General features: G+C 46.6%; 17 protein-coding genes. 6 read left to right on the forward strand and 11 right to left on the reverse strand.

The annotated features are described in order from the left end of the window. Nucleotides 1-42 precede the first annotated feature (42 nt). The 4 genes from JWH17_RS08315 (at nucleotide 43) to JWH17_RS08330 (ending at nucleotide 5413) form a co-directional block, all read left to right on the forward strand. Nucleotides 43-711, forward strand: coding sequence for an amino acid ABC transporter permease (locus JWH17_RS08315; protein WP_205222132.1), 669 nt, complete (start codon nucleotides 43-45; stop codon nucleotides 709-711). A 3-nt stretch (nucleotides 712-714) separates the two neighbouring features. Next, nucleotides 715-1446 carry an amino acid ABC transporter ATP-binding protein gene (locus JWH17_RS08320; protein ID WP_205222133.1) on the forward strand — a complete coding sequence of 244 codons (732 nt, stop codon included), beginning with the start codon at nucleotides 715-717 and terminating at the stop codon, nucleotides 1444-1446. A 72-nt stretch (nucleotides 1447-1518) separates the two neighbouring features. Beyond that, nucleotides 1519-2382: a D-amino-acid transaminase gene (locus JWH17_RS08325; RefSeq protein WP_205222134.1), complete on the forward strand. Its 864-nt coding sequence runs from the start codon at nucleotides 1519-1521 to the stop codon at nucleotides 2380-2382. A gap of 160 nt (nucleotides 2383-2542) precedes the next feature. Continuing rightward, on the forward strand, nucleotides 2543-5413 hold the full coding sequence (locus JWH17_RS08330; RefSeq protein ID WP_205222135.1) for a bifunctional diguanylate cyclase/phosphodiesterase: 2871 nt from the start codon (nucleotides 2543-2545) through the stop codon (nucleotides 5411-5413). A 3-nt stretch (nucleotides 5414-5416) separates the two neighbouring features. Here JWH17_RS08330 and JWH17_RS08335 read toward each other — a convergent pair whose 3' ends face one another. Both JWH17_RS08335 and JWH17_RS08340 read right to left on the reverse strand, forming a co-directional pair. Continuing rightward, complete coding sequence (locus tag JWH17_RS08335; protein ID WP_205222136.1) at nucleotides 5417-6568, reverse strand: DUF2786 domain-containing protein; 1152 nt, start codon at nucleotides 6566-6568, stop codon at nucleotides 5417-5419. Nucleotides 6569-6570: 2 nt separating this feature from the next. Next, entirely contained in the window at nucleotides 6571-7845 is a 1275-nt protein-coding gene (locus tag JWH17_RS08340; RefSeq protein WP_205222137.1) for a M48 family metallopeptidase, read from the reverse strand. Nucleotides 7846-8111: 266 nt separating this feature from the next. Between JWH17_RS08340 and JWH17_RS08345 the strand changes: the two genes are divergently transcribed. Together JWH17_RS08345 and JWH17_RS08350 are read left to right on the forward strand one after the other, a co-directional pair. Continuing rightward, entirely contained in the window at nucleotides 8112-8798 is a 687-nt protein-coding gene (locus JWH17_RS08345) for an arginine N-succinyltransferase (RefSeq protein ID WP_205222138.1), read from the forward strand. Nucleotides 8799-9273: 475 nt separating this feature from the next. Then, nucleotides 9274-9639, forward strand: a complete 366-nt coding sequence (locus JWH17_RS08350; protein WP_205222139.1) for a DUF2628 domain-containing protein — start codon at nucleotides 9274-9276, stop codon at nucleotides 9637-9639. A 59-nt stretch (nucleotides 9640-9698) separates the two neighbouring features. Here JWH17_RS08350 and JWH17_RS08355 read toward each other — a convergent pair whose 3' ends face one another. The 9 genes from JWH17_RS08355 to sbtM all read right to left on the reverse strand — a co-directional run bounded on the left by JWH17_RS08355 (nucleotide 9699) and on the right by sbtM (nucleotide 19842). Beyond that, nucleotides 9699-10373 carry a YkgJ family cysteine cluster protein gene (locus JWH17_RS08355; RefSeq protein ID WP_205222140.1) on the reverse strand — a complete coding sequence of 225 codons (675 nt, stop codon included), beginning with the start codon at nucleotides 10371-10373 and terminating at the stop codon, nucleotides 9699-9701. A gap of 2 nt (nucleotides 10374-10375) precedes the next feature. Then, complete coding sequence (locus JWH17_RS08360) at nucleotides 10376-10825, reverse strand: MOSC domain-containing protein (protein ID WP_205222141.1); 450 nt, start codon at nucleotides 10823-10825, stop codon at nucleotides 10376-10378. A 4-nt stretch (nucleotides 10826-10829) separates the two neighbouring features. Then, complete coding sequence (cysK, locus tag JWH17_RS08365) at nucleotides 10830-11768, reverse strand: cysteine synthase A (RefSeq protein WP_205222142.1); 939 nt, start codon at nucleotides 11766-11768, stop codon at nucleotides 10830-10832. Beyond that, nucleotides 11765-12772 (reverse strand): serine O-acetyltransferase, encoded by a 1008-nt coding sequence (locus JWH17_RS08370; protein ID WP_205222143.1) that lies wholly within the window; start codon nucleotides 12770-12772, stop codon nucleotides 11765-11767. Before JWH17_RS08370 ends, cysK begins: the two co-directional genes overlap by 4 nt. Next, entirely contained in the window at nucleotides 12772-13401 is a 630-nt protein-coding gene (metW, locus tag JWH17_RS08375; protein ID WP_394713442.1) for a methionine biosynthesis protein MetW, read from the reverse strand. The genes JWH17_RS08370 and metW overlap by 1 nt, the downstream gene beginning before the upstream one ends. Next, complete coding sequence (metX, locus tag JWH17_RS08380) at nucleotides 13388-14539, reverse strand: homoserine O-acetyltransferase MetX (RefSeq protein WP_205222144.1); 1152 nt, start codon at nucleotides 14537-14539, stop codon at nucleotides 13388-13390. Before metX ends, metW begins: the two co-directional genes overlap by 14 nt. 303 nt (nucleotides 14540-14842) lie before the next feature. After that, nucleotides 14843-16099 (reverse strand): porin, encoded by a 1257-nt coding sequence (locus JWH17_RS08385; protein WP_205222145.1) that lies wholly within the window; start codon nucleotides 16097-16099, stop codon nucleotides 14843-14845. A gap of 70 nt (nucleotides 16100-16169) precedes the next feature. Next, nucleotides 16170-17855: an energy-dependent translational throttle protein EttA gene (gene ettA, locus JWH17_RS08390; RefSeq protein WP_205222146.1), complete on the reverse strand. Its 1686-nt coding sequence runs from the start codon at nucleotides 17853-17855 to the stop codon at nucleotides 16170-16172. A gap of 532 nt (nucleotides 17856-18387) precedes the next feature. Further along, a complete protein-coding gene (gene sbtM / locus JWH17_RS08395) occupies nucleotides 18388-19842 on the reverse strand; it encodes a thio(seleno)oxazole modification radical SAM maturase SbtM (RefSeq protein ID WP_205222147.1) in 1455 nt (484 codons plus the stop codon). Nucleotides 19843-20055 lie beyond the last annotated feature (213 nt).

A 20055-nucleotide genomic window follows, 5' to 3' on the forward strand; every position in this document is an offset into this window, starting at 1 on the left:
TGCCAGAAACCCTGTTTATTAAAATTCATCTTCCGGACATTTATGGCTTTTCAATTTGAACCTACTGTTGTTATTGAAACCATTCCCATGCTCATGCGTGGGCTCAAACTTACCTTACAGATAACTGTTGGCGGCATCTTCTTCGGCTTTCTTCTTGGTTCGGGAGCAGGTCTGTTAAAAATCTCGCGCAACTTTTTTATCCGCAAGATTGCAGGTATCTACATAGAATCCATTCGTGGAACGCCTATGCTCGTTCAGGCTATGTTTCTTTATTATGGCGTTCCCATGGCCGTTGGCATCCGTATTCCACCAATAACGGCAGGGATCATCATTATTGCCGTTAATTCAGGAGCCTATATTGCGGAAATTGTTCGCGGGGCAGTGCAATCCATCAATCCTGGCCAGATGGAGGCGGGTCGCTCCATCGGCCTTACCCACACGCAGACCATGCTGCACATCATCTGGCCCCAGGCATTAAAAAGAATGATTCCGCCCTTGGGCAACCAGTTTATTATCAGCCTCAAGGACACTTCTTTGTTGATGGTTATCGGAGTAGGAGAACTGATGCGAACCGGCCAGGAAATAACAGCAGTGAATTTTCGTGCTTTTGAAGTGTACATGGCCGTCGCGCTAGTCTATCTGGTATTGACCATCTCGATTTCCAGGGCCATGTTATATGTTGAAAAACGGCTCAGCACCAATAAGGGATAAAACATGATACAGATCGAGAATCTTCATAAGAGTTTTGGCTCTCTGGAAGTTATCAAAGGAGTGGATCTCCATGTAAAAACAGGCGAGGTAGTGTGCATCATCGGGCCTTCAGGTTCCGGCAAATCAACAGTGCTACGATGCATAAACCGCCTTGAAAAACCGACTTCCGGTCGAATTATCGTCGACGGACACGATATCATGGCCAAAGCCACTAACATTAATACGGTGCGGGCTGAGGCAGGGATGGTTTTTCAACAGTTTAACCTTTTCCCACACATGACTGTGCTGGAAAATGTTACTCTGGGCCCTATCAAAGTCCGCTCCATGGCTAAAAAAGAGTCACAAACCTTTGGCCTTTCTCTGCTGGATAAAGTTGGGCTTATTGAAAAGGCAGATGCTTTCCCGGAACAGTTATCCGGTGGTCAAAAACAACGAGTGGCTATTGCCCGCTCCCTTGCCCTGCAGCCAAAAGTCATTCTCTTTGACGAGCCGACATCAGCACTTGACCCGGAACTTGTCGGTGAAGTGTTGGAGGTCATGAAGCAACTGGCCCATGAGGGCATGACCATGGTGGTGGTAACCCATGAAATGGGTTTTGCTCGAGAGGTGGCAGACCGGGTTATTTTTATTGACCAAGGGAAAATCCAGGAACAGGGTCCGCCTGACCAGTTCTTTACCAACCCAAAGAATGAACGTCTCAAAGAATTTCTCGGCATGGTTATTTCCCATATTTAACCTTGAACCGGATAAACACCTTCCCCTTAAATGTTATCTGCAGATATACAACACGTATAAAGGCCAGTAAAAATGCAACGTATTGTCTATGTTAATGGTACTTTTTCACCGGAAAATGATGCCAAAATCTCCATCTTTGATCGTGGTTTCCTCTTTGCCGATGGTGTATACGAAGTAACCGGGGTGCTGCAGGGAAAAATGATAGACAACAACCAGCACCTGAAAAGACTGCATAGATCGCTCTCTGCGCTTAGCATTCCAGCACCGATTGACGATTCAAAAATTATTGAGGTGCAGCAAGAACTCATCAGGCGTAACTGTCTTGAAGAAGGGATTGTCTACCTCCAGATTACACGAGGTGCCGCAGACCGAGATTTTGCCTTTCCAGAACAGGTTGTACCAAGCCTGGTGGCCTTCACGCAGATAAAATCACTACTGAACGCCCCTGCGACTGAAAAAGGTATCCGCATCATCACTACCCCTGATATTCGCTGGGGACGACCTGATATTAAAACCGTTGGTCTACTGGCATCCAGCATGGCTAAAATGGAAGCCATCCATGCGGGAAAGGATGATGCATGGCTTGTTGACCCAAACGGCCTCATAACAGAAGCTACAGCCAGCAATGCCTATATAATAACAAATGACAATAAACTGATCACCCGCCACCTCAGCAAAGCGATTCTCTCCGGCATTACCAGACGATCCATACTTGCCCTGGCTCGGGAAAACGATATCATTTTTGAAGAACGGCCCTTTAGTGTTGACGAGGCACAGCATGCCAAAGAGGCTTTTATGACAGGATCTGCAGCATTTGTTGTCCCCATTGTTGAAATCAACAACCATCCCATTAGTACAGGAACGCCTGGAAAACTTACCCGGAAGCTACACCGACTCTACACCCAAATGGCATTGGCACAAACAGCCACCAAATAAACATTTCTCCCAATCTCTTACAAAGACAACTCTTTTTTTCTAAAAGTTGATCAGTTCCTTGCCTCCGGCAAGGAACTAATGCATAATTAATCTAAGAAGGGATACCTCTTTTTCCAATAAGCAAAAATGCCACATCGGCAACTTCACCTCTTTGGGCTATATGCATTTTCTAAATAACATCTCTATTCGAAGTCGGCTTTTCTGGGCCTATGGACTCATCTTTGTCCTCATTTTCTTAGTGAGTTTTTCCCTCCTTTATCACCAATTTAAAACCAGCATCACCGATAATATTGAACAAGAACTCCATAAAACCAATAAAATTATACGTGACATGGTGGAAACAACCACCAGCGTGTCCATAAAAAACCATCTCCGGGCCATCGCCGAAAGTAACCTTGCAGTTATAGAGAGTATATACGACAAATACCTCCAGGGAATGCTTTCTGAGCTAGAGGCCAGGCAGTGGGCCATGAACATCTTATACAATCAGAGTGTCGGCAAAACCGGATACGTTTTTTGTATTGATAGTAGGGGAATAGCGCAGGTACACCCAAGAGTAGGCGTGCAAGGGAAAGATTTTTCCCATCGGAAATTCATTCAGCAGCAGATTCAACGTAAAAATGGTTATCTCGAATATTTCTGGAAAAACCCTGACGAACCACAGGAACGGCCAAAAGCTCTCTATATGGCCTACTTCGAACCTTGGGACTGGATAATCTCTGTCACTTCCTACAAAAACGAATTTTTCGACCTCATCAATATCGACGATTTTCGCGATAAAATTCTCGAAGTTTCTTTTGGCAAAAGTGGTTACCCGTTTGTGATCAATACCAAGGGGGATATCATTGTCCACCCAGAAATAAGCGGCAACCATTATGACGTTGTTGACAACAATGGGCAGCCGTTTATCAAAAATATGATCAATACCCGCACAGGAAGTTTATACTATTCCTGGAAAAACCCTTCTGATCAAATTGCCCGTAAAAAAATTGTTGCCTATAATTTTCTGCCCTCCTTTAACTGGATCGTCGCATCCTCGGTTTATGCCGAGGAGGTACTGCAGCCTCTTGCCCATATCAAAAAGCTTTTTGCCCTTATCCTGTTGACGACCCTGTGCATCACCGCCATTATCACATTACTTGTCAGTTCCACCATTCTTAAACCGCTGGTCCAATTCATCCATCGCCTTGAACAAGGTAAAGAAGACTGGACGGTGAGAATGGACAGCGGGCGGCAAGACGAAATAGGTCGCCTGGCAACCAGCTTCAATTTGTTCATGGACAGACTGAAGGCTGCAAACAAGCAGCTTCAGGAGGAAATCATCTATCGTCAGGAAAAAGAGAAACAGCTCTTTTTATATGAAGAAGTTTTCAATAACATTGTAGAAGGTATCTGCATTATTGACAATCAAGGCATCATCCAGGTCACCAACCCTGCATTTGAGATAATAAGCGGTTATCCTGTTGCAGAGACTCAGGGAAAACAACTACGCGACTATAAAACCGATCAATATAACGAAAATTTTTACGATATAATGTGGGAAAGTCTTGCCCTGGAGGGGACATGGTCCGGTGAGATATGGAACGAGCGTCAAAATGGTGACATATTTCCAGAGTTGCTGACCGTCAATAATATCCACAATGAAACAACCGGCACCATCTATTACGTGGTTGTATCCCACGACATCTCGGAACTTAAAGAAAAAGAAAAACAGATTACTCACCTTGCCTATCACGACGCCCTCACCGATCTTCCCAACCGCGTCTTGCTTGCAGACAGGCTAAACCAGGCGATTGCTACGGCCGCAAGAAAAAATCAGCGTATCCTCTTGCTGTTCATTGACCTGGACAACTTTAAAAAAGTTAATGACACCGTTGGTCACGCCGTTGGCGACATTTTACTCAAACAGGCCGGCCAACGGTTGCTGAGCTCGGTGCGGACAGGTGACACCGTTGCCAGGCTGGGCGGTGACGAATTTATCATCATGATCCCAGACATTACAAACCAACAAGAAATTGATCATGTACTCCGACGGGTGCAAACTGCTTTTGCCAAACCTTTTAACCTGGCGGAACACCATTTTCATATTACGTGCAGCATCGGGCTGACAATCTACCCCGACGATGGCGCAACTCCGGACGACCTGTTGAAAAATGCCGACCTGGCTATGTATCAAGCCAAACATCATGGCAAGAACATGTACCACCTTTTTGATCCGGAAATAGAAAAACAGCTCCACCGAAAGGTGCAACTGGAACATGAACTGCGTGAGGCAGTAAATAATGATGAGTTTCAGGTTTACTTTCAGCCACGCATCGACAGTCGCACGAATACAACTGTCTGCTTTGAGGCTCTGACCAGATGGATTAAGCCAAACGGTACGGTTGTTCCGCCCAATATGTTTATCCCTTTGGCGGAAGAATCCGGGTTGATCATCACTCTCGGCAGGCAGATTCTTTACAAAGCCATTGAAGGCATACAGGAAATGAGTAAGGCAACAGGATGCAGTCTGCGATTATCGGTCAATGTTTCGGCCAAACAATTTGCTGATCCAGGTTTCCAGGAAATGGTAGAAACAGCACTCAAGCAGACCGGGTATTCTCCTGCAGTTTTGGAGTTGGAAATTACGGAATCACTGCTCATGGAGTCAGATGACACAAATCGTAAACTACTCAATTGGTTTGAACAGCAGAAAATCATGCTGGCAATCGATGACTTTGGAACCGGCTACTCTTCCATGGCCTATTTAAAAAAACTACCAATCTCCGTGCTGAAGATAGACAAATCCTTTATAGACGACATCCTTACCGACAGAGAGAACTTCACCATTGTTGAAACCATTATCCTCATGGCAAAGAAATTAAAATTAGGCCTAGTCGCTGAGGGAGTTGAACATAGCCAACAATTACAGTGCCTGCAGAATCTGGGGTGCTTTGAAATTCAGGGGTATTTTTTCTCACCGCCCATGCCGTTGCCCGATTGCATCAGGTTTCTGAGAACCCATAATAAGCAGAGAAACAAAAACGGATGAGTATTAATCCCGTTGTGGGAGCAAAAGTTGCTCCTGACCACTATCCATCGGCTGTCGGAGATGGAGTTTTTTCCCTCTCGCGCAGCCTTTACGATAAACATCATGGTTGATATGCATCTTTTTGGTTTTGGTTGTCCGCAACCGTGGGAAGCGCTGAGCCACAAAAACATCCAGCATCCCCTCTGTTTTCAACAAAGCCTTTTCTGTGGAGGCGTCTCCAGACTCGGACTGTGTTGCAGAAACTTTTTTTTCACTGGCTAATTTTTCCTTAAATCCAGCCAGAAGCCCGAGGCTATAGCTCTTTTTCGCTATCCTGCGGTCGCCTAGAATCTTTCCCTGATGAGATTTCCAAAGTGTATGCAACCGCTCTTCAAGAAAATAATAGCAATGCTCGGCGATGGCCACATTTTCCCTAGTACCCATCAGTTCTATGGTCTTATGGATTTTATTCCGATACGGATCATACTGGCTGGCATGAATCACACGCACACCGAAGTAGCCATCCAAAATGGAAGAGATCACCTTCAAATGCACAGCTATTCTCTGTTTTTTGGTGTCAATGGTTGTGTGTGCAAGATCATTGCTTTGCACAAGATGGGCCATAGACAGGTTATGCTGCCGAAGTAAATTGCCTGCTTTTTGCAAGGCCAAAGCTGCTTCATGCTCGTTTCCAGACTGGCCCAGGGCAAATAATTTTTTCACCTTGTCCAGAATATGCTGTTGCGGTGCTTTGCCATCCTCCTTTTGCCAGGTTGAAAGTGCCTCTACTGTGTCTGCCGCAGCCCGCTGAAAGGAGTGATCCACGCCAATCAGGCTACAGGCTTTTTTAAACCCTTCCCCATGACCGTTTTTTTGGTCACCATAGATCTCGCTGCATATTTGATGGGCTATTTCATGTTTGAGTACCTGCAGTGTTATTCGCCACGGATGCTGCAAGATGAGATAGCTGCTGATACTCAACGTCCGCGAATGAGCTGTCCAACTCCCTAACACCCTTGTTGAGTGTGAAATCTGCAGAATAGGAGGCCGTAATTGCACCGTGTATTGATAGCAGATGTTGTCAAATTCGGCTGCGAGCTGAGACAACCACGCACTCTCCATCTGCATAGCAATATTTTTCATTTTCTCTTTTTCCAGCTTACTCTGCGTATGCATAATCACTCTCCGGCATAACTCACTTTCCTTTGCACATTGGGAACCTGAAGTTCTCGCAAGGCTTGGATTCGACGCAAAATAGGTGGATGGCTGTAGTGCAAAAACACATGGAGCGGATGGGGGGTCAGGTTGGACAAATTACTGACGCTGAGCTTCTTTAACCCGCTGATCAAACTTTCCTTGTCACTGGTCGTGGTCACGGCAAAGGCGTCAGCCTCATATTCATGACGCCTGGATGCGACATGGAAAAAGATGGAAAGAATTGTTGATAGAGGTGAATAGAGAAAACCAAAAAAGACCAGGCTTGCATAGATGGACAGATGTTCCATCTGAAAGGCGGCAAAAAGGTGCTCATTTTCAATAAAAAAAGACAGGATATAAAACATAATACCGGTCTGCAGGATGGAAGCTGCCATCATTATCATGATATGTTTTTTCTTAAAATGCCCCATTTCATGGGCTAAAATAGCTACCAGTTCACTGGTGGTGACCTTCTCAAGCAACGTATCAAAAAAAACAATACGACGATACTTACCAAACCCGGTAAAAAAGGCATTCAACCGTGTGGAACGTTTTGAACCGTCCATGGTATAGATCCCCTGCAGTGCAAACTTCTGCCTCCTTGCATAATCGGTAACCGCCTCTTTCAGTTCCCCCTCTTCAAGAGGAATGAACTTGTTAAATAGCGGCATAATGACCACTGGTGCTAAAAACTGCACAATAACAATAAAAGCCACAACAGCCACCCAACAATAGAGCCATGCCCACTGGCCGCTTGTCTCAAAAAACCAAAGGATAAAACCCAAAAGCGGTGCTCCCAGCAATACAGAAAGCAAAAGTGCTTTGATCATATCAAGCAGATAGGTCATTGGAGTGGTTGTATTGAAACCGAAACGCTGCTCAATGACAAAGGTTGAATAAAGAGAAAAGGGCAGGTTCACCGCCGAAGAAAGCAGCGCTAAAATGCCGATAAACAACAAACCGGTGAAAAGCGGAGAAAAGGCAAAAAACCTTGCCAGCGTATCAAGAAGGTTAAAACCGCCGCAAACAATAAACACAACAGTAAAAAAAGTAATGATAGTTGTCTGCACCAAGGAGAATCTGGTGGTGACCCGTATGTATTCTTGCGACTTTCTATACTTGGTATCATCATAGACGCCTGCAAACTCTTCGGGAAGATCAGGGTCCAGAGATCGCAGGTTCAGCGCCGATACGGTCACATCCAACAGGTAATGCACTACAATAACACCGACGATAAATATCAAATAACCATTCATAACGCTCAAGCTCATAGGGAAAATATTCAATAACAGGTAACAAGCTGATGTACCGGTGATAGGTAACCAGCGCAATAAAATAATGAAGACCATCTTGCATACTTGCCTTTTCCTTCCACCTTGAACGAAAATTCCTACTCTTCAAGGTGCCCTTGGGCGCAGAAAAAGAAAAAACAGTCGTAATTGGCCATATTCTCTATTTCCCCGGCCTATGCTCAATGGTATAAAAATTATTCTCAAGCAGGTACACATTATGGAGGAAATACATGGAGCAGCAACAACAAAGCAAAAAATTTTCAGGCAAACAAGTAGCTTTTATCGTCTTTGCAGCAATAGCAGCCACCATCATTATCACGTTGTTCATCATCCAGAGTTTTCTCTATCCACAGCCCTTTACCCCGGTCACCCTCACCCCTCAAGAACAGGAAAAGCTGCAAGAAAAGCTCCAGCAACTGGATGGCCCTGTAACAGAAAGGCCAAAAGATAACAGAAACAATATGCCAGTGGGAAAAAATGAGCGACCTGAAATCACACCAGAAGCGTACACCGAGGACCCTGCCAGTCGGACTGTGATCTTCAACGAAAAAGAGCTCAACAGCCTGCTGGCAAACAATACCGATTTGGCCAGACAGGTTGCCATAGATTTGGCCCAAGACCTGGTGAGCATCAAGATGCTGATCCCTGTGAATCCTGACTTTCCCATACTAGGGGGAAAAACCTTGAAAATACGAGCCGGCGCCGAGCTTGCCTATCGCCAAAATCGGCCGGTCATTATCTTGCGCGGTATTTCACTGATGGGTGTGCCCCTCCCAAAAGCGTGGCTTGGCGGCATGAAGAACATTGATCTCATCGAAGAATTCGGCACAGAAGCAGGTTTTTGGCAAGGATTTGCAGAAGGCGTTGAATCCCTTGAGGTAATCGAAGGTAATCTAAAGATAGTTCTCAAGGAATAATAGGATCACTGCGAACAGCCTACTCTCTTTAGCCCGGATTTCTCATCAATAAAGTTTTTTGCAGGGCAAGGCACAAGCCGCGCAGCAGGTAAGCGTAGAATCCGATAGTAAACTACCGCAAGTGGCTTGTAACGTAGATCCTGCGGAAAAATCTATTGCCCCAAAGGGGGAACTTTTTGATTTTTAAAAAAAAACACGCTGTTAATAGTACAGATTGTGTTTTAGTTAATAATATCAAAAAATTGAGTTTGAAATCAAAAAGTTCATGAAAAATTTGGGTTAGATTCTTTCCCAACCAGCATGATGAATATATTTTATATCCCTTTGTCTACCTGGGATTGCTTTTTCGCCAATCCTTATTACTTTAAGCCGGACCAAGGGGATTGGCAGCCATGGTTATGACATTTTCATCAACGATCTCGTGCACCAGGCCCATCATTAATAATACTTAACGAGTAGGCACAAGTTACATTGTATGCAGCGCTATAAAATTTTTAGACACCCGGACGACGGAGCCACCGAAGCTGTAAAGCAGGGCTGGTCCTGGCCCGCCTTTTTCTTCAGCTGTTTTTGGGCCATCGCCAAAAAAATGTGGCTTACAGGAACGGCGCTGTTCTTGGCTTCGCTGCTCCTTGGTGCCGTAATCGGCCAAGCCGAAATGGGCCCGAGAGGAGACGGGGTCATCAACATTCTTTCTATCGCCGTCAGTATTATCTTTGGTCTCAAGGGCAATGACTGGTGGGAGGCAACACTCTACTCTCAAGGCTACGAGGAAAAAGAGATTATTACGGCAGAAAGCCCCAAAGGTGCATTGGCAATATTTGACAAACAGTATCCATAATAGTATTCACCAGCCACTTCACTTCAATTGCACCATCACAGCAAAAGGGGCCGCTTACGCTACCGGCTGCCTCTATGTTTGAAAGAGAGAACCAGCTCCTCTTCCTGTTGGGTAGCTGCAATTCCTAAAGGGGCAAGTAACTGAAACAGTGGTCTGCCAAAATAAAAAAGTTCACTGGCCACAGGCAATTGAAATTTTCTGTTGGCAAGGGTTCGATACCGCAGGTCTAAGTTGACCGTGGCCTCCAACGATTGCAGCAGCGCCTTATCTGCACCATTCTCGTCGAGCTGACTACTGACAGCACTTAAATCAGGACATGGGCAACTCGTGTCGTGTTCCCTGATCAGAGGCAACAATGGGTCGGCATCGTCAATACAATCAAACCGGGTAATCAGATTTTTTCCGGTAATGGTCAAAAGTGCTTCAGGAGCTGTACACTCCAATACTCTGCACGCAAGCGGACGATCTTGGTAAATACTGCACCGCAAGAAATCCTCATCGTAAAACTTGCAGCTCCAGCTCCCTGGTTTCCCTTGCAGCTTTAAAAATTCATGAGCTACCGGTCCTGCTTCGGAAGCCATGGGCTGAAAGGCCAGCTCACCCTGGCGAACGGTCACCAGGTCTTCATACTTCAATTTCTTTTCCTGGATCAAATGCAGATCCTGAGTATGCAGCGCAGCCCCCCCTTGCAGGCAGCAGGCTCCACAACGATCACAGCTTGTTTTTTTGACCATGCCTATTTCGCCCCTTCCTCTTTACCCTTTACCTGGAGTTCATCCCCACGTCGAAGCACTCCGGGTGTAATCACTTTGGCAAAAATACCTTCCCGTGGCATGATACAGTCACCAACCTGCTGAAAAATTGCACATCCATGGTGACACTTTTTCCCTATCTGGGTGATTTCCAGTACGACACCATTGCTTTCCAGCAGGCTCCCGACGGGGAGAGTAGCCAGTTCAATGCCACTGGTGGTTATGTTTTCGGCAAAAGCCCCAGGATCAAGTTCCAGTCCTTTGTTGCGCATAACGTCTATGGATTCTTCAGCCAGAAGACTTACCTGTCTATGCCAGTTACCGGCATGGGCATCTCCCTCAATCCCGTGATCGACCTTCAATGTAATGCTTTCAACCGGCTCTTTGTTGACACCTTTTTCCTTGCTCACATTCAACGAAATTATTTTTCCCACAATACTACTCTCCTGCTTCTTTCATCAGATCGGTGCTTAAGTAACGTTCCCCAGTATCAGGCAGCACAACGACAACACGTTTTCCGGCAGACTCCGGTTTTGCCGCAATCTTACAAACACCTGCCATTGCGGCACCACAAGAAATCCCCGCCAATATTCCTTCACAGCGGGCAATCTCTTGCGCTTGGAGCACGGCTTCTTCATTTTCGACCTGGATAATTTCATCGATAACCGTACGATCCAGGATATCCGGGACAAAACCGGCTCCTATACCCTGAATCTTATGGGGACCCGGCTTACCACCGGAAAGAACAGGCGAGGCTGCAGGCTCCACTGCAACTACCTTGATCTGCCGATCCTTTTCCTTCAGGTAACTGCCGACACCGGTGATGGTGCCGCCCGTACCCACACCGGCAACAAAAATATCAAGTTGCCCCTCGGTCTGTTCCCATATTTCCGGACCGGTTGTTTTTCTATGCATAGCCGGATTGGCAGGGTTTGCAAACTGGTTGGGCATCCAGGCGTTTGGGGTGTTGCGCTGTAGTTCCTCAGCTTTGCCGACGGCTCCTTTCATACCTTGTGTAGCCGGAGTCAGGATCAACTCAGCGCCAAGGTGCTTCAAAAGCTTTCGCCGTTCAATGCTCATGCTCTCCGGCATGGTCAAAATCAACCTATAGCCACGACTGGCGCTCAAAAAAGCTAAACCAATACCAGTGTTGCCGCTGGTCGGCTCAATAATAACGGAATCGGAGGTGAGTAGCCCGGACTCCTCGGCATCAATGATCATGGCCAGCGCTACCCGATCCTTAACGCTGCCGAGAGGATTCATGGACTCCAGCTTGGCAAACAGCTCAATGCCCAACCTCTCCGAGGTATTTTTCAACTTCACCAACGGTGTTGCACCAACAGCATCAGCTATATTTTTGCAAAAATGAGTGCTCATATTTCCTCTCCCTGCCCCAGATATACAAGCTGCGGCTGTTTTAACAGAACCTTGGTATCAGGGCTTATAGACTCTGTCACCCACACGTTACCTCCAATCACCGAGCGAGCGCCGACCACTGTTTCTCCGCCTAGTATGGTCGCATTGGCATAGATAATCACATTATCCTCAATGGTTGGATGACGCTTGACATTGCGCAGTTTTTCACCGGCATCTCTTGGCAGTGACAACGCACCTAGCGTTACCCCCTGATATATGCGAACCTGGCAGCCAATTTTAGTAGTGGCTCCAATGACAACGCCTGCACCATGATCAATAAAAAATTTACCACCGATACTTGCGGCCGGATTAATATCGATGGCTGTCCGGTGAAAGGCATGCTCGCTCATTATCCGCGGCAGGAGCGGCACCTTCAATCGATGCAATTTATGGGCTAAACGATAGACCATGGTAGCAAACAGTCCCGGGTAGCTAAAAATAACCTGGTCCCGGTTGGCGGCTGCCGGATCACCTTCAAGAGTTGCTTCGATGTCGGATTCGAGCAGTTTACGTATTTCCGGCAACGACTTCACCAGCCCTGCTGCGAGTTCATAACTGCGTTCACCACAGCGGGTACACTCCTGGTTATGACGGAAACAATCGTGGCGAATTGCCGAACTGATCTGCCTTGCCAGATTTTCATACAACAAGCTGAGTTGCTGCCCCAAATAGTATTCAAGATTTTCAGGCCGCAGGATCATAGAGGTAAAATATCCGGGAAACAGAATCCGCTGCACCTGTTCGACCAGTTTGATCACCTCTTCTTTAGAAGGAATGGGAACCGGTTCAATATGGCTGGTAAAACGGCCGCTTTTAAACTCTTCAGCCAGTTCCTCCACAACTGCCGGAATCGGATTAACAATCTCCGCTGCTCCAGCAGCATCAGTGCTGCAGTCAGTACTGCAGGTACTGGTGACTATCTCCTGCTGCCCGCAGGGAAGATCACCCTTAATAGTAGTCACCATTATACTCGCTCCAACATCATTATACCGTAGGTAGCCCTAAAATTTTTAAAATAACGGACTGTATTGCCTTTACAATCATGGTGATGGGTGTTTATTGCCACCTCTTTAACCACCCTTACCCCAATCATGTGCAAAAACCGATGGAAATCTCTTATGGAAATAACTCGGATATTGGGTGTATTGTACCAATCATACGGTAGCTGATCCGTTACCGGTGCCGTCCCAAAAAAAAGAACCTGCAACCTGCAGGACCAATGGGCAAAATTAGGAAAACTGACTATTACCCGTTTGCCGATGCGAAGCAAATCGAGCAATAATTCCCTGGGATCTCTTATTTGTTGCAGGGTCTGGCTCAGGACAACCACATCAAATCTGTTCTTAGGGTAGTCTCCCACCTCCTCCCGAAAATCGCCTTGTAATACCGTCAAGCCGCGCTCAATGCAATGGGCAACTTTTTCCTCGGAAAAATCGATCCCTGTTCCTTTCACCTTGCGATGCTCTTTAAGATAGGCCAGCAGATCACCATTGGCACAACCCAAATCAAGCACCCGTGAACCTGGAGCAATCCATGAAGCAATAACCTGGAGATCAAAGCGCATAGTCGCACACGACGTATCAGCATTGTTCATCATACACTCTATCTAAAAAACCATTGATTAACCCATTGAGCCGTTCATTCGGCAGCAAAAAGGCATCGTGCCCCCCCTGAGCCTCAACTTCACAAAAGCTGACATCGCTCCCGTTTTTCTTGAGCACCGAGACCAACGCTTTTGACTGATAGGTTGGATAGAGCCAATCAGAACTAAAGGAAACGACAAGAAACGTCACATTGGCAAGCCCCTCGTTTACCAGCATACTCCCGTCACCCCGGGCAAGGTCGAAATAATCTGCTGCCTTGGTTATATACAATAGAGAATTGGCATCAAAACGATCGACAAATTTTTTCCCCTGATGATGCAGGTAACTCTCAACCTGAAAATCGCTATCAAAACCAAAAGAAAGTGTATCCCGGTAGAGCCTACGCCCAAACTTTTCACGCATGGCATCATCAGAAAGATAGGTCACATGGCCAATCATCCTTGCAACTGCAAGCCCGTGGGTTGGTCCCGATCCGTTATAATAGTCACCCTGATTCCAATCCGGATCTGCCATGATTGCCTGCCTGGCCACTTCATTAAAGGCAATGGCCTGGGCGGAGTGACGAAGAGTTGTCGCCAAAGGAATCGCCGAATGAACCATCTCCGGATACTCCACACACCATCGCAGTACCTGCATTCCTCCTACGGAGCCGCCGATAACCGAGAGCAATTTTTTTATACCCAGATGATCAATAAGCTCCTTTTGTGCCCGCACCATATCCTTTATAGTCACCATGGGAAAACTGAGCCCATAGGGTTTTCCTGTGACGGGATGAGGAGAGGAGGGCCCTGTTGAGCCGACACAACTGCCTAAAATATTGGAACAGATGACAAAATATTTATTGGTGTCAATGGGTTTGTCAGGCCCGACCATATTGTCCCACCATCCCGGTCGCTCATCTTCCTCTTTCAAATAGCCTGCAACGTGCGAATCCCCGGAAAAAGCATGGTGGATAAGAATGGCATTATTTTTTTGTGCATTAAGGGTTCCCCAGGTCTCATAGGCAAGGGTAATCGGTCCCAATTTTTCGCCACAGTCCAATACCATCTCGTCGGGCGGATGGGCAAAAGTGTAGTATTGCCGTTCCACCAGTGTCTTTCTTTTATTATTATCCGTTGACGTGACCATGGCCTTATTTAGTCAAACAATACAAGTTCCAGTTCAGGGTAGATTGAGAGTTTTTGACCTTCGCTGAAGTTACGTTTCGAAAAACACAAAATTCAAGCAACAACAAATAGACACCACCTCTACCATAGAGCGGTGCTCAGCACCGGCATGCTTCATACCACAAAGTGACACAAATGCATCCGAAAAAATTCGTTCAGCGTAGTTAAACAGTAGCTACGAGTAACCACAAGTCCAGCCGGTTGCTACTAAAAAAAAGCGGGTCCATAAAGGACCCGCTTTCACACCAACTGATAAATATTGATGTTAAAACTTTATTTCCAGCCTGGCATAGGTGCCAAAGGCACCATCATCTTCCACCCCAGCCCCATCAAGCCGACCGTCAAAATCAGGTAGGAGATACCCTGCCTTCCAGGTAAAATCAGCGCCTTTAGAAATCACATAGGTTAAAGAACCTGATATTTCCATCAACTTAGCCAATCTTTTATCGTCCACGGCCACATTATCATTACCATCAATATTCACCCACACAAAATTACCAACCAGGCGCAGCTGTTCGCTGACGTCATAGGTAACAGATGGCGCAATCCAGAACCAGTCCCCTTCAGCGCCCAATTGATCAAACACAGCAATAGGTTCATTATTACCGTTACCGGTCATAATCCAACCAAAATCATTATCGACGGCAAAATCATTTGTGGACAGGCCGATGTTCAATGCTGGAGTAAAGTTACCCATGGGATACTCTACCTGACCATACCATCCCCAGCCATCGTCAGGATCGGTGTTAACTGGATCAGCAGCAGAATCTCCGTCCGCCTCCATGCTTGAATTAATAAAGCCGGCCTCCTTAAAGGCAAGCTCGGTTTCCAAATTAAAGTCCATTAACAGACCGCGCATATACACAGAGGCTACCACTCCGCTTCTATCCTCTACATACTTCCCCGTAGCAAATTCATCTCGCTGATCATCAAAATAGGCCACATTCAGCTGTGCAAAACAGTTCTCGCTGAATTCTCCCTTGGCAACCAAACCGTACATCATCCAGTCGTTGTCTTCTATTTGATCAATCTCAACATCAGACACCTGCCCTTCACTCAAGGTATCGACCAAGCCGATGAAGTGATATTTGTCAATTCCCCAATCAACACTCACTCGAGCAACACTTTGATCCCACTGAAGAAACTTGGTGATATTAGACTTTATCTTACCGGCCTCAACCACAGTAGGGCCGATGGGAACGCCTATATAGGCATAATCAACCCATATATTATTATCATTAGCCGGATCTGCCGCCCCGTCCATTTTGGTATCGCCCAAACGCAATCGGCCTTTTGCATAAGCACCGCCTGCGGCTGTACCGGTCACAACAAAACGAGCGCGACTATCTGCATAGCTGGCAGCATCCTTGTCTGAGTTGCCGAAATCATATTTATCCTTGTAGATAACCCGCGCCCTGCCGTCTCCGGTTATGGTCACACCTGGCTCAGTAGCCGTACTGACATCAGGTGTAAACATACCGGACACAAGTAAGGCTGCACCTACTGCAAACATTTTATTCATCACGTCCCTCCTTTTGTTTCAAGCTCTATTATGGATTATAGGTTCATACGTGAAAAACATCTTTTACATCTTAGCGGGTCAACTGCCGATACCGTATACGATGGGGTTGATCGGCATCAGCACCTTTCCGCCGCTTATAGTCCTGCTCATAGTCGGAATAGTTTCCTTCAAACCAAACTACCTCGGAATTTCCTTCAAAAGCCATAATATGGGTGGCAATCCTATCTAGAAACCAACGATCATGGCTGATAACCACCGCGCAACCGGCAAAGTTTTCCAACGCTTCTTCCAACGCCCGCATGGTATTGACATCCAGGTCATTGGTCGGTTCATCCAAAAGCAGTACATTGCCACCCTCTTTGAGGGTACAGGCTAGATGCACACGATTACGCTGACCACCGGAGATTTCACTGACCTTGTTCTGCTGCTCGCTGCCGGTAAAATTAAACTTAGCCACATAAGCGCGCGAATTATATTCGTGGGTACCGAGCCAGATGGTATCTTGTCCTTCTGATATGGCTTCCCAGATATTCTGATTCGGATCTAAACTGTCACGACTCTGATCCACATAGGCCAGTTTTACCGTCTCTCCTATGCGGATCGTCCCTTTATCCGGCTGCTCCTGACCGGTAATCATCTTAAAGAGGGTCGATTTTCCCGCACCATTGGGCCCCACAATGCCGACAATACCACCGGGTGGCAGCGAAAAGTTTAAGTTATCAATAAGCACCCGGTCGTTAAAAGCCTTGGACAGTCCTTCTGCTTCAATAACGACTTTCCCTAAACGAGGACCGGGTGGGAGATACAGTTCCAAATCGCTATCGAGCTTGTCGGTTTCCTGATTCAGTAACTTCTCGTAAGCAGTAATACGCGCCTTGGATTTGGACCTTTTGCCCTTGGGGCTCATCCGAATCCACTCAAGCTCGCGCTGCAGAGTTTGCTGCCGCTTACTCTCTTTCTTTTCTTCCTGGGACAACCTTTTTTCCTTCTGTTCCAACCACGAAGAATAATTGCCTTTCCAGGGGATCCCCTGACCACGGTCAAGCTCCAAAATCCATCCGGCTACATTATCGAGAAAATAACGATCATGGGTCACCGCAATAACGGTTCCCGCATACTTCTGCAGGTGCTGTTCCAACCACGAGACAGACTCTGCATCCAGATGGTTGGTCGGTTCATCAAGAAGCAAAATATCCGGCTGCTTGAGTAAAATCCGGCAAAGCGCAACCCGACGCTGCTCACCGCCGGACAAGACATCCATTTTCATATCACCGGGCGGACACCGTAAGGCATCCATGGCCATATCAAGTTTACTGTCCAGGTTCCAGGCATCAAGAACATCCAGTTTATCCTGCACCTCGGCCTGCCGATCCAACAGCGCCTGCATGGCATCATCATCCATGGGTTCGGCAAATTGCTCGTTGATAGCGTTAAACTCGGCCATCAAATCCAGTGTTGTCTGAGCTCCCTCTTCCACCACCTCGCGCACAGTCTTATCCGCATCAAAAACAGGTTCCTGGGGCAGGTAATCGATGGTAAAGCCATCCGACATCACCGTTTTGCCGTCAAATTCCTGGTCAATACCTGCTAAAATCCGCAACAGGGTACTTTTCCCGGAACCGTTCAGGCCAAGTACACCTATCTTAGCTCCGTAGAAATAGGAAAGAGATATATTTTTTAATATTTGTTTTTCTTTATATTTTTTACTGACTTTGATCATCGAATAGATGATCTTGTTTGGCTCATTTGTGCTCATCTTACAGGTATCCTTTCAATGGTTTCCGGCGTATTTATGTTCAACGCGACATCTCTTTTGGGTGGTACTCCCACCTCTCTATTTTTCTTTGGAGTGTTTATACCCACCTCGCAAGGGAAACACAACAGGAGCTTTATTCGGACTAGAAAACAATCACTTTTCCAGAATCTATTAAAAATAGGATGAACGAGGAACGGATGAAAAAACTTGCTGGTTCAGGCCGCAGACTCTTCACGGCCCTGAGTTGCTAAGAGAGACGAAAACTTAGAACCTAAATCTTGCATGTCGATTTCGCCGAATCTGCTTTGTTTGCGAACACTTGAAGTACTACAGTACGTCTGCGTGTACGCAGCCTCACACTTTCGGCAAACTTGGCAATTGCAGGATTTAGGTAGAACTATATTCCAGCCAGAAAAATATAGAATTTTTGAAGCCTCTCAGCACAGGGGAACACAAATATTTGATCCACCGACAAAACAATGACGAATCGTGGCGCCTGAAAAATGAACAAAATTTCAAAAATAACTACCAATCAGTTGTCCTTATCCGACGACACAATGCCCGGGCAATAGGGATCAAGATCAACAAAGGGATCGAGGCCGTGCCCGGCAACTACTGCCATGCACCCTCGGCAGGCAATCTTTATGGTGCAATCAGCACAGGCTGCACTGCCCCCGCGATATTGTTTCGCCTTTTCCGACTGATAAATTTCCTGCAACGATGTCTTGAAAATATTGCCCATAAGAGAAGGAAATTTTCGACAGGCGTGTACCTCTCCATCAGGAAGCAGCGAAACAAAATTGAAAGCAGCTCCACAGCCAAAACCTGCGCAACCGCCAAACAGCGAATTCTGTGCACAATGATTCATGCGATTAAACAGGTTATCCTTAAAGGCCATAACCGGGTTATCTTTTGCTGCCTCCTGGTAGCGCTTGAGAAAATCCTCATACACTGCAGGTTCAATCGGCTTAAGCGCCGCGCCTTCACCAAACAAGGTCAACCTGTTAAAGACAAACAGATCCGTCTTGTCCCGCAATTGCTCGGCCAGGGGAATAACCTGCTCGTAGTTGGCCTGGGTCAGGGTCAGCATAACCATGGAATAGATCTGCCGTTGCCGCAATATGTCCAAGAAAGCCATAATCCGTTGATAATGCCCCTCCCCTCGGATAGCATCATTATGCGCTTCCAGCCCTTCCAGGCTTACCTGATAAAATTCTGGATGCTGGACAGCAATAATTTCATCCATAATGGATGCAGACGTTGGATTGCCCAAAATTGCCAACATAAACCCCCGGTCTGCAGCGGCCTGATAGAGGTCTTTGAATCGTGGGTACATCAGCGGATTGCCGCCGGTAAAGGTGATTTGGCCGAGTATATTGTTCTGGTGGCAAAAGCGGTGCATGTCATCAAGCACAGCCAACGCCTTGTCAAAAGGGAGCGACACCCGGTCGCTCCTGTCGTAGCAGTGCTTACAGTGCAGATCACAAGCCTGGGTGACATGCCACTGAAGGGTAAAAACCGGTGTTGAGCGATATTCCTCATCCGAAAATGTTGTGGGGTACGTATCCTGATCACGGCAAAGAAGTGAAGGGGCTCTGATGATAAGACCATCTTCCACTGCCTGAAAAAGAACTGCTTCAAGAGCACCCACTGTGACGTCTCCCTCACGGGCAGCTTGCGTCAAATCGATTGTTTCATGGACAAGCTTGAGTACCAACAGATCATTGGCTAAAGCAGGCCGACAGTAAACAGCATGGGAGCGTGGGTGCTTCCAGACCAGCACCATCTCCTCACCCGGCTCAGGCTCGCGTTCTTTGCCCAGGGCAATATCTGCCAGACCGATTCCCTGCAGTTCCAGTAACTCAAGAGAAGGATTGACACTATAGCCATCCCCGGCAACAATCCAGTCAGCAGGAAATGCCTCACAGCTCTGTACAGCTTCCTGAAGACGGTCCAGTTCGCTCTGAAAAGATTTGTTCCGTATCATACCATTCTCCACACAGTCACCTCTTTTCTAAGAGTACTCCGCTCTGCTTTTTTCACCAGCTTCGGCAGTATCAGATGCAAAGTTTTTGCTTATGCATAGACAAGCATAGACTCCGGGTAAGCGATCTTCCTATGATAAATAGTAATCATTAGAAAAGCATGTACAAACAATGCCAATAAATTGACCATTGATGGGCATTGCCCAAATTTGTCA

Source organism: Desulfogranum marinum (genome assembly GCF_016918565.1).
In the GTDB taxonomy this organism is placed as follows: Bacteria; Desulfobacterota; Desulfobulbia; order Desulfobulbales; family Desulfobulbaceae; genus Desulfogranum; species Desulfogranum marinum.

Excerpts from the sequence above, each read along its gene's own strand:
- JWH17_RS08315 (WP_205222132.1), top strand. The coding sequence starts at position 43 with ATGGCTTTTCAATTTGAACCTACTGTTGTTATTGAAACCATTCCCATG.
- JWH17_RS08320 (WP_205222133.1), top strand. The coding sequence starts at position 715 with ATGATACAGATCGAGAATCTTCATAAGAGTTTTGGCTCTCTGGAAGTT.
- JWH17_RS08325 (WP_205222134.1), top strand. The coding sequence starts at position 1,519 with ATGCAACGTATTGTCTATGTTAATGGTACTTTTTCACCGGAAAATGAT.
- JWH17_RS08330 (WP_205222135.1), top strand. The coding sequence starts at position 2,543 with ATGCATTTTCTAAATAACATCTCTATTCGAAGTCGGCTTTTCTGGGCC.
- JWH17_RS08335 (WP_205222136.1), bottom strand. The coding sequence starts at position 6,568 with ATGCATACGCAGAGTAAGCTGGAAAAAGAGAAAATGAAAAATATTGCT.
- JWH17_RS08340 (WP_205222137.1), bottom strand. The coding sequence starts at position 7,845 with ATGAATGGTTATTTGATATTTATCGTCGGTGTTATTGTAGTGCATTAC.
- JWH17_RS08345 (WP_205222138.1), top strand. The coding sequence starts at position 8,112 with ATGGAGCAGCAACAACAAAGCAAAAAATTTTCAGGCAAACAAGTAGCT.
- JWH17_RS08350 (WP_205222139.1), top strand. The coding sequence starts at position 9,274 with ATGCAGCGCTATAAAATTTTTAGACACCCGGACGACGGAGCCACCGAA.
- JWH17_RS08355 (WP_205222140.1), bottom strand. The coding sequence starts at position 10,373 with ATGGTCAAAAAAACAAGCTGTGATCGTTGTGGAGCCTGCTGCCTGCAA.
- cysK (WP_205222142.1), bottom strand. The coding sequence starts at position 11,768 with ATGAGCACTCATTTTTGCAAAAATATAGCTGATGCTGTTGGTGCAACA.
- JWH17_RS08370 (WP_205222143.1), bottom strand. The coding sequence starts at position 12,772 with ATGGTGACTACTATTAAGGGTGATCTTCCCTGCGGGCAGCAGGAGATA.
- metW (WP_394713442.1), bottom strand. The coding sequence starts at position 13,401 with ATGAACAATGCTGATACGTCGTGTGCGACTATGCGCTTTGATCTCCAG.
- metX (WP_205222144.1), bottom strand. The coding sequence starts at position 14,539 with ATGGTCACGTCAACGGATAATAATAAAAGAAAGACACTGGTGGAACGG.
- JWH17_RS08385 (WP_205222145.1), bottom strand. The coding sequence starts at position 16,099 with ATGAATAAAATGTTTGCAGTAGGTGCAGCCTTACTTGTGTCCGGTATG.
- ettA (WP_205222146.1), bottom strand. The coding sequence starts at position 17,855 with ATGAGCACAAATGAGCCAAACAAGATCATCTATTCGATGATCAAAGTC.
- sbtM (WP_205222147.1), bottom strand. The coding sequence starts at position 19,842 with ATGATACGGAACAAATCTTTTCAGAGCGAACTGGACCGTCTTCAGGAA.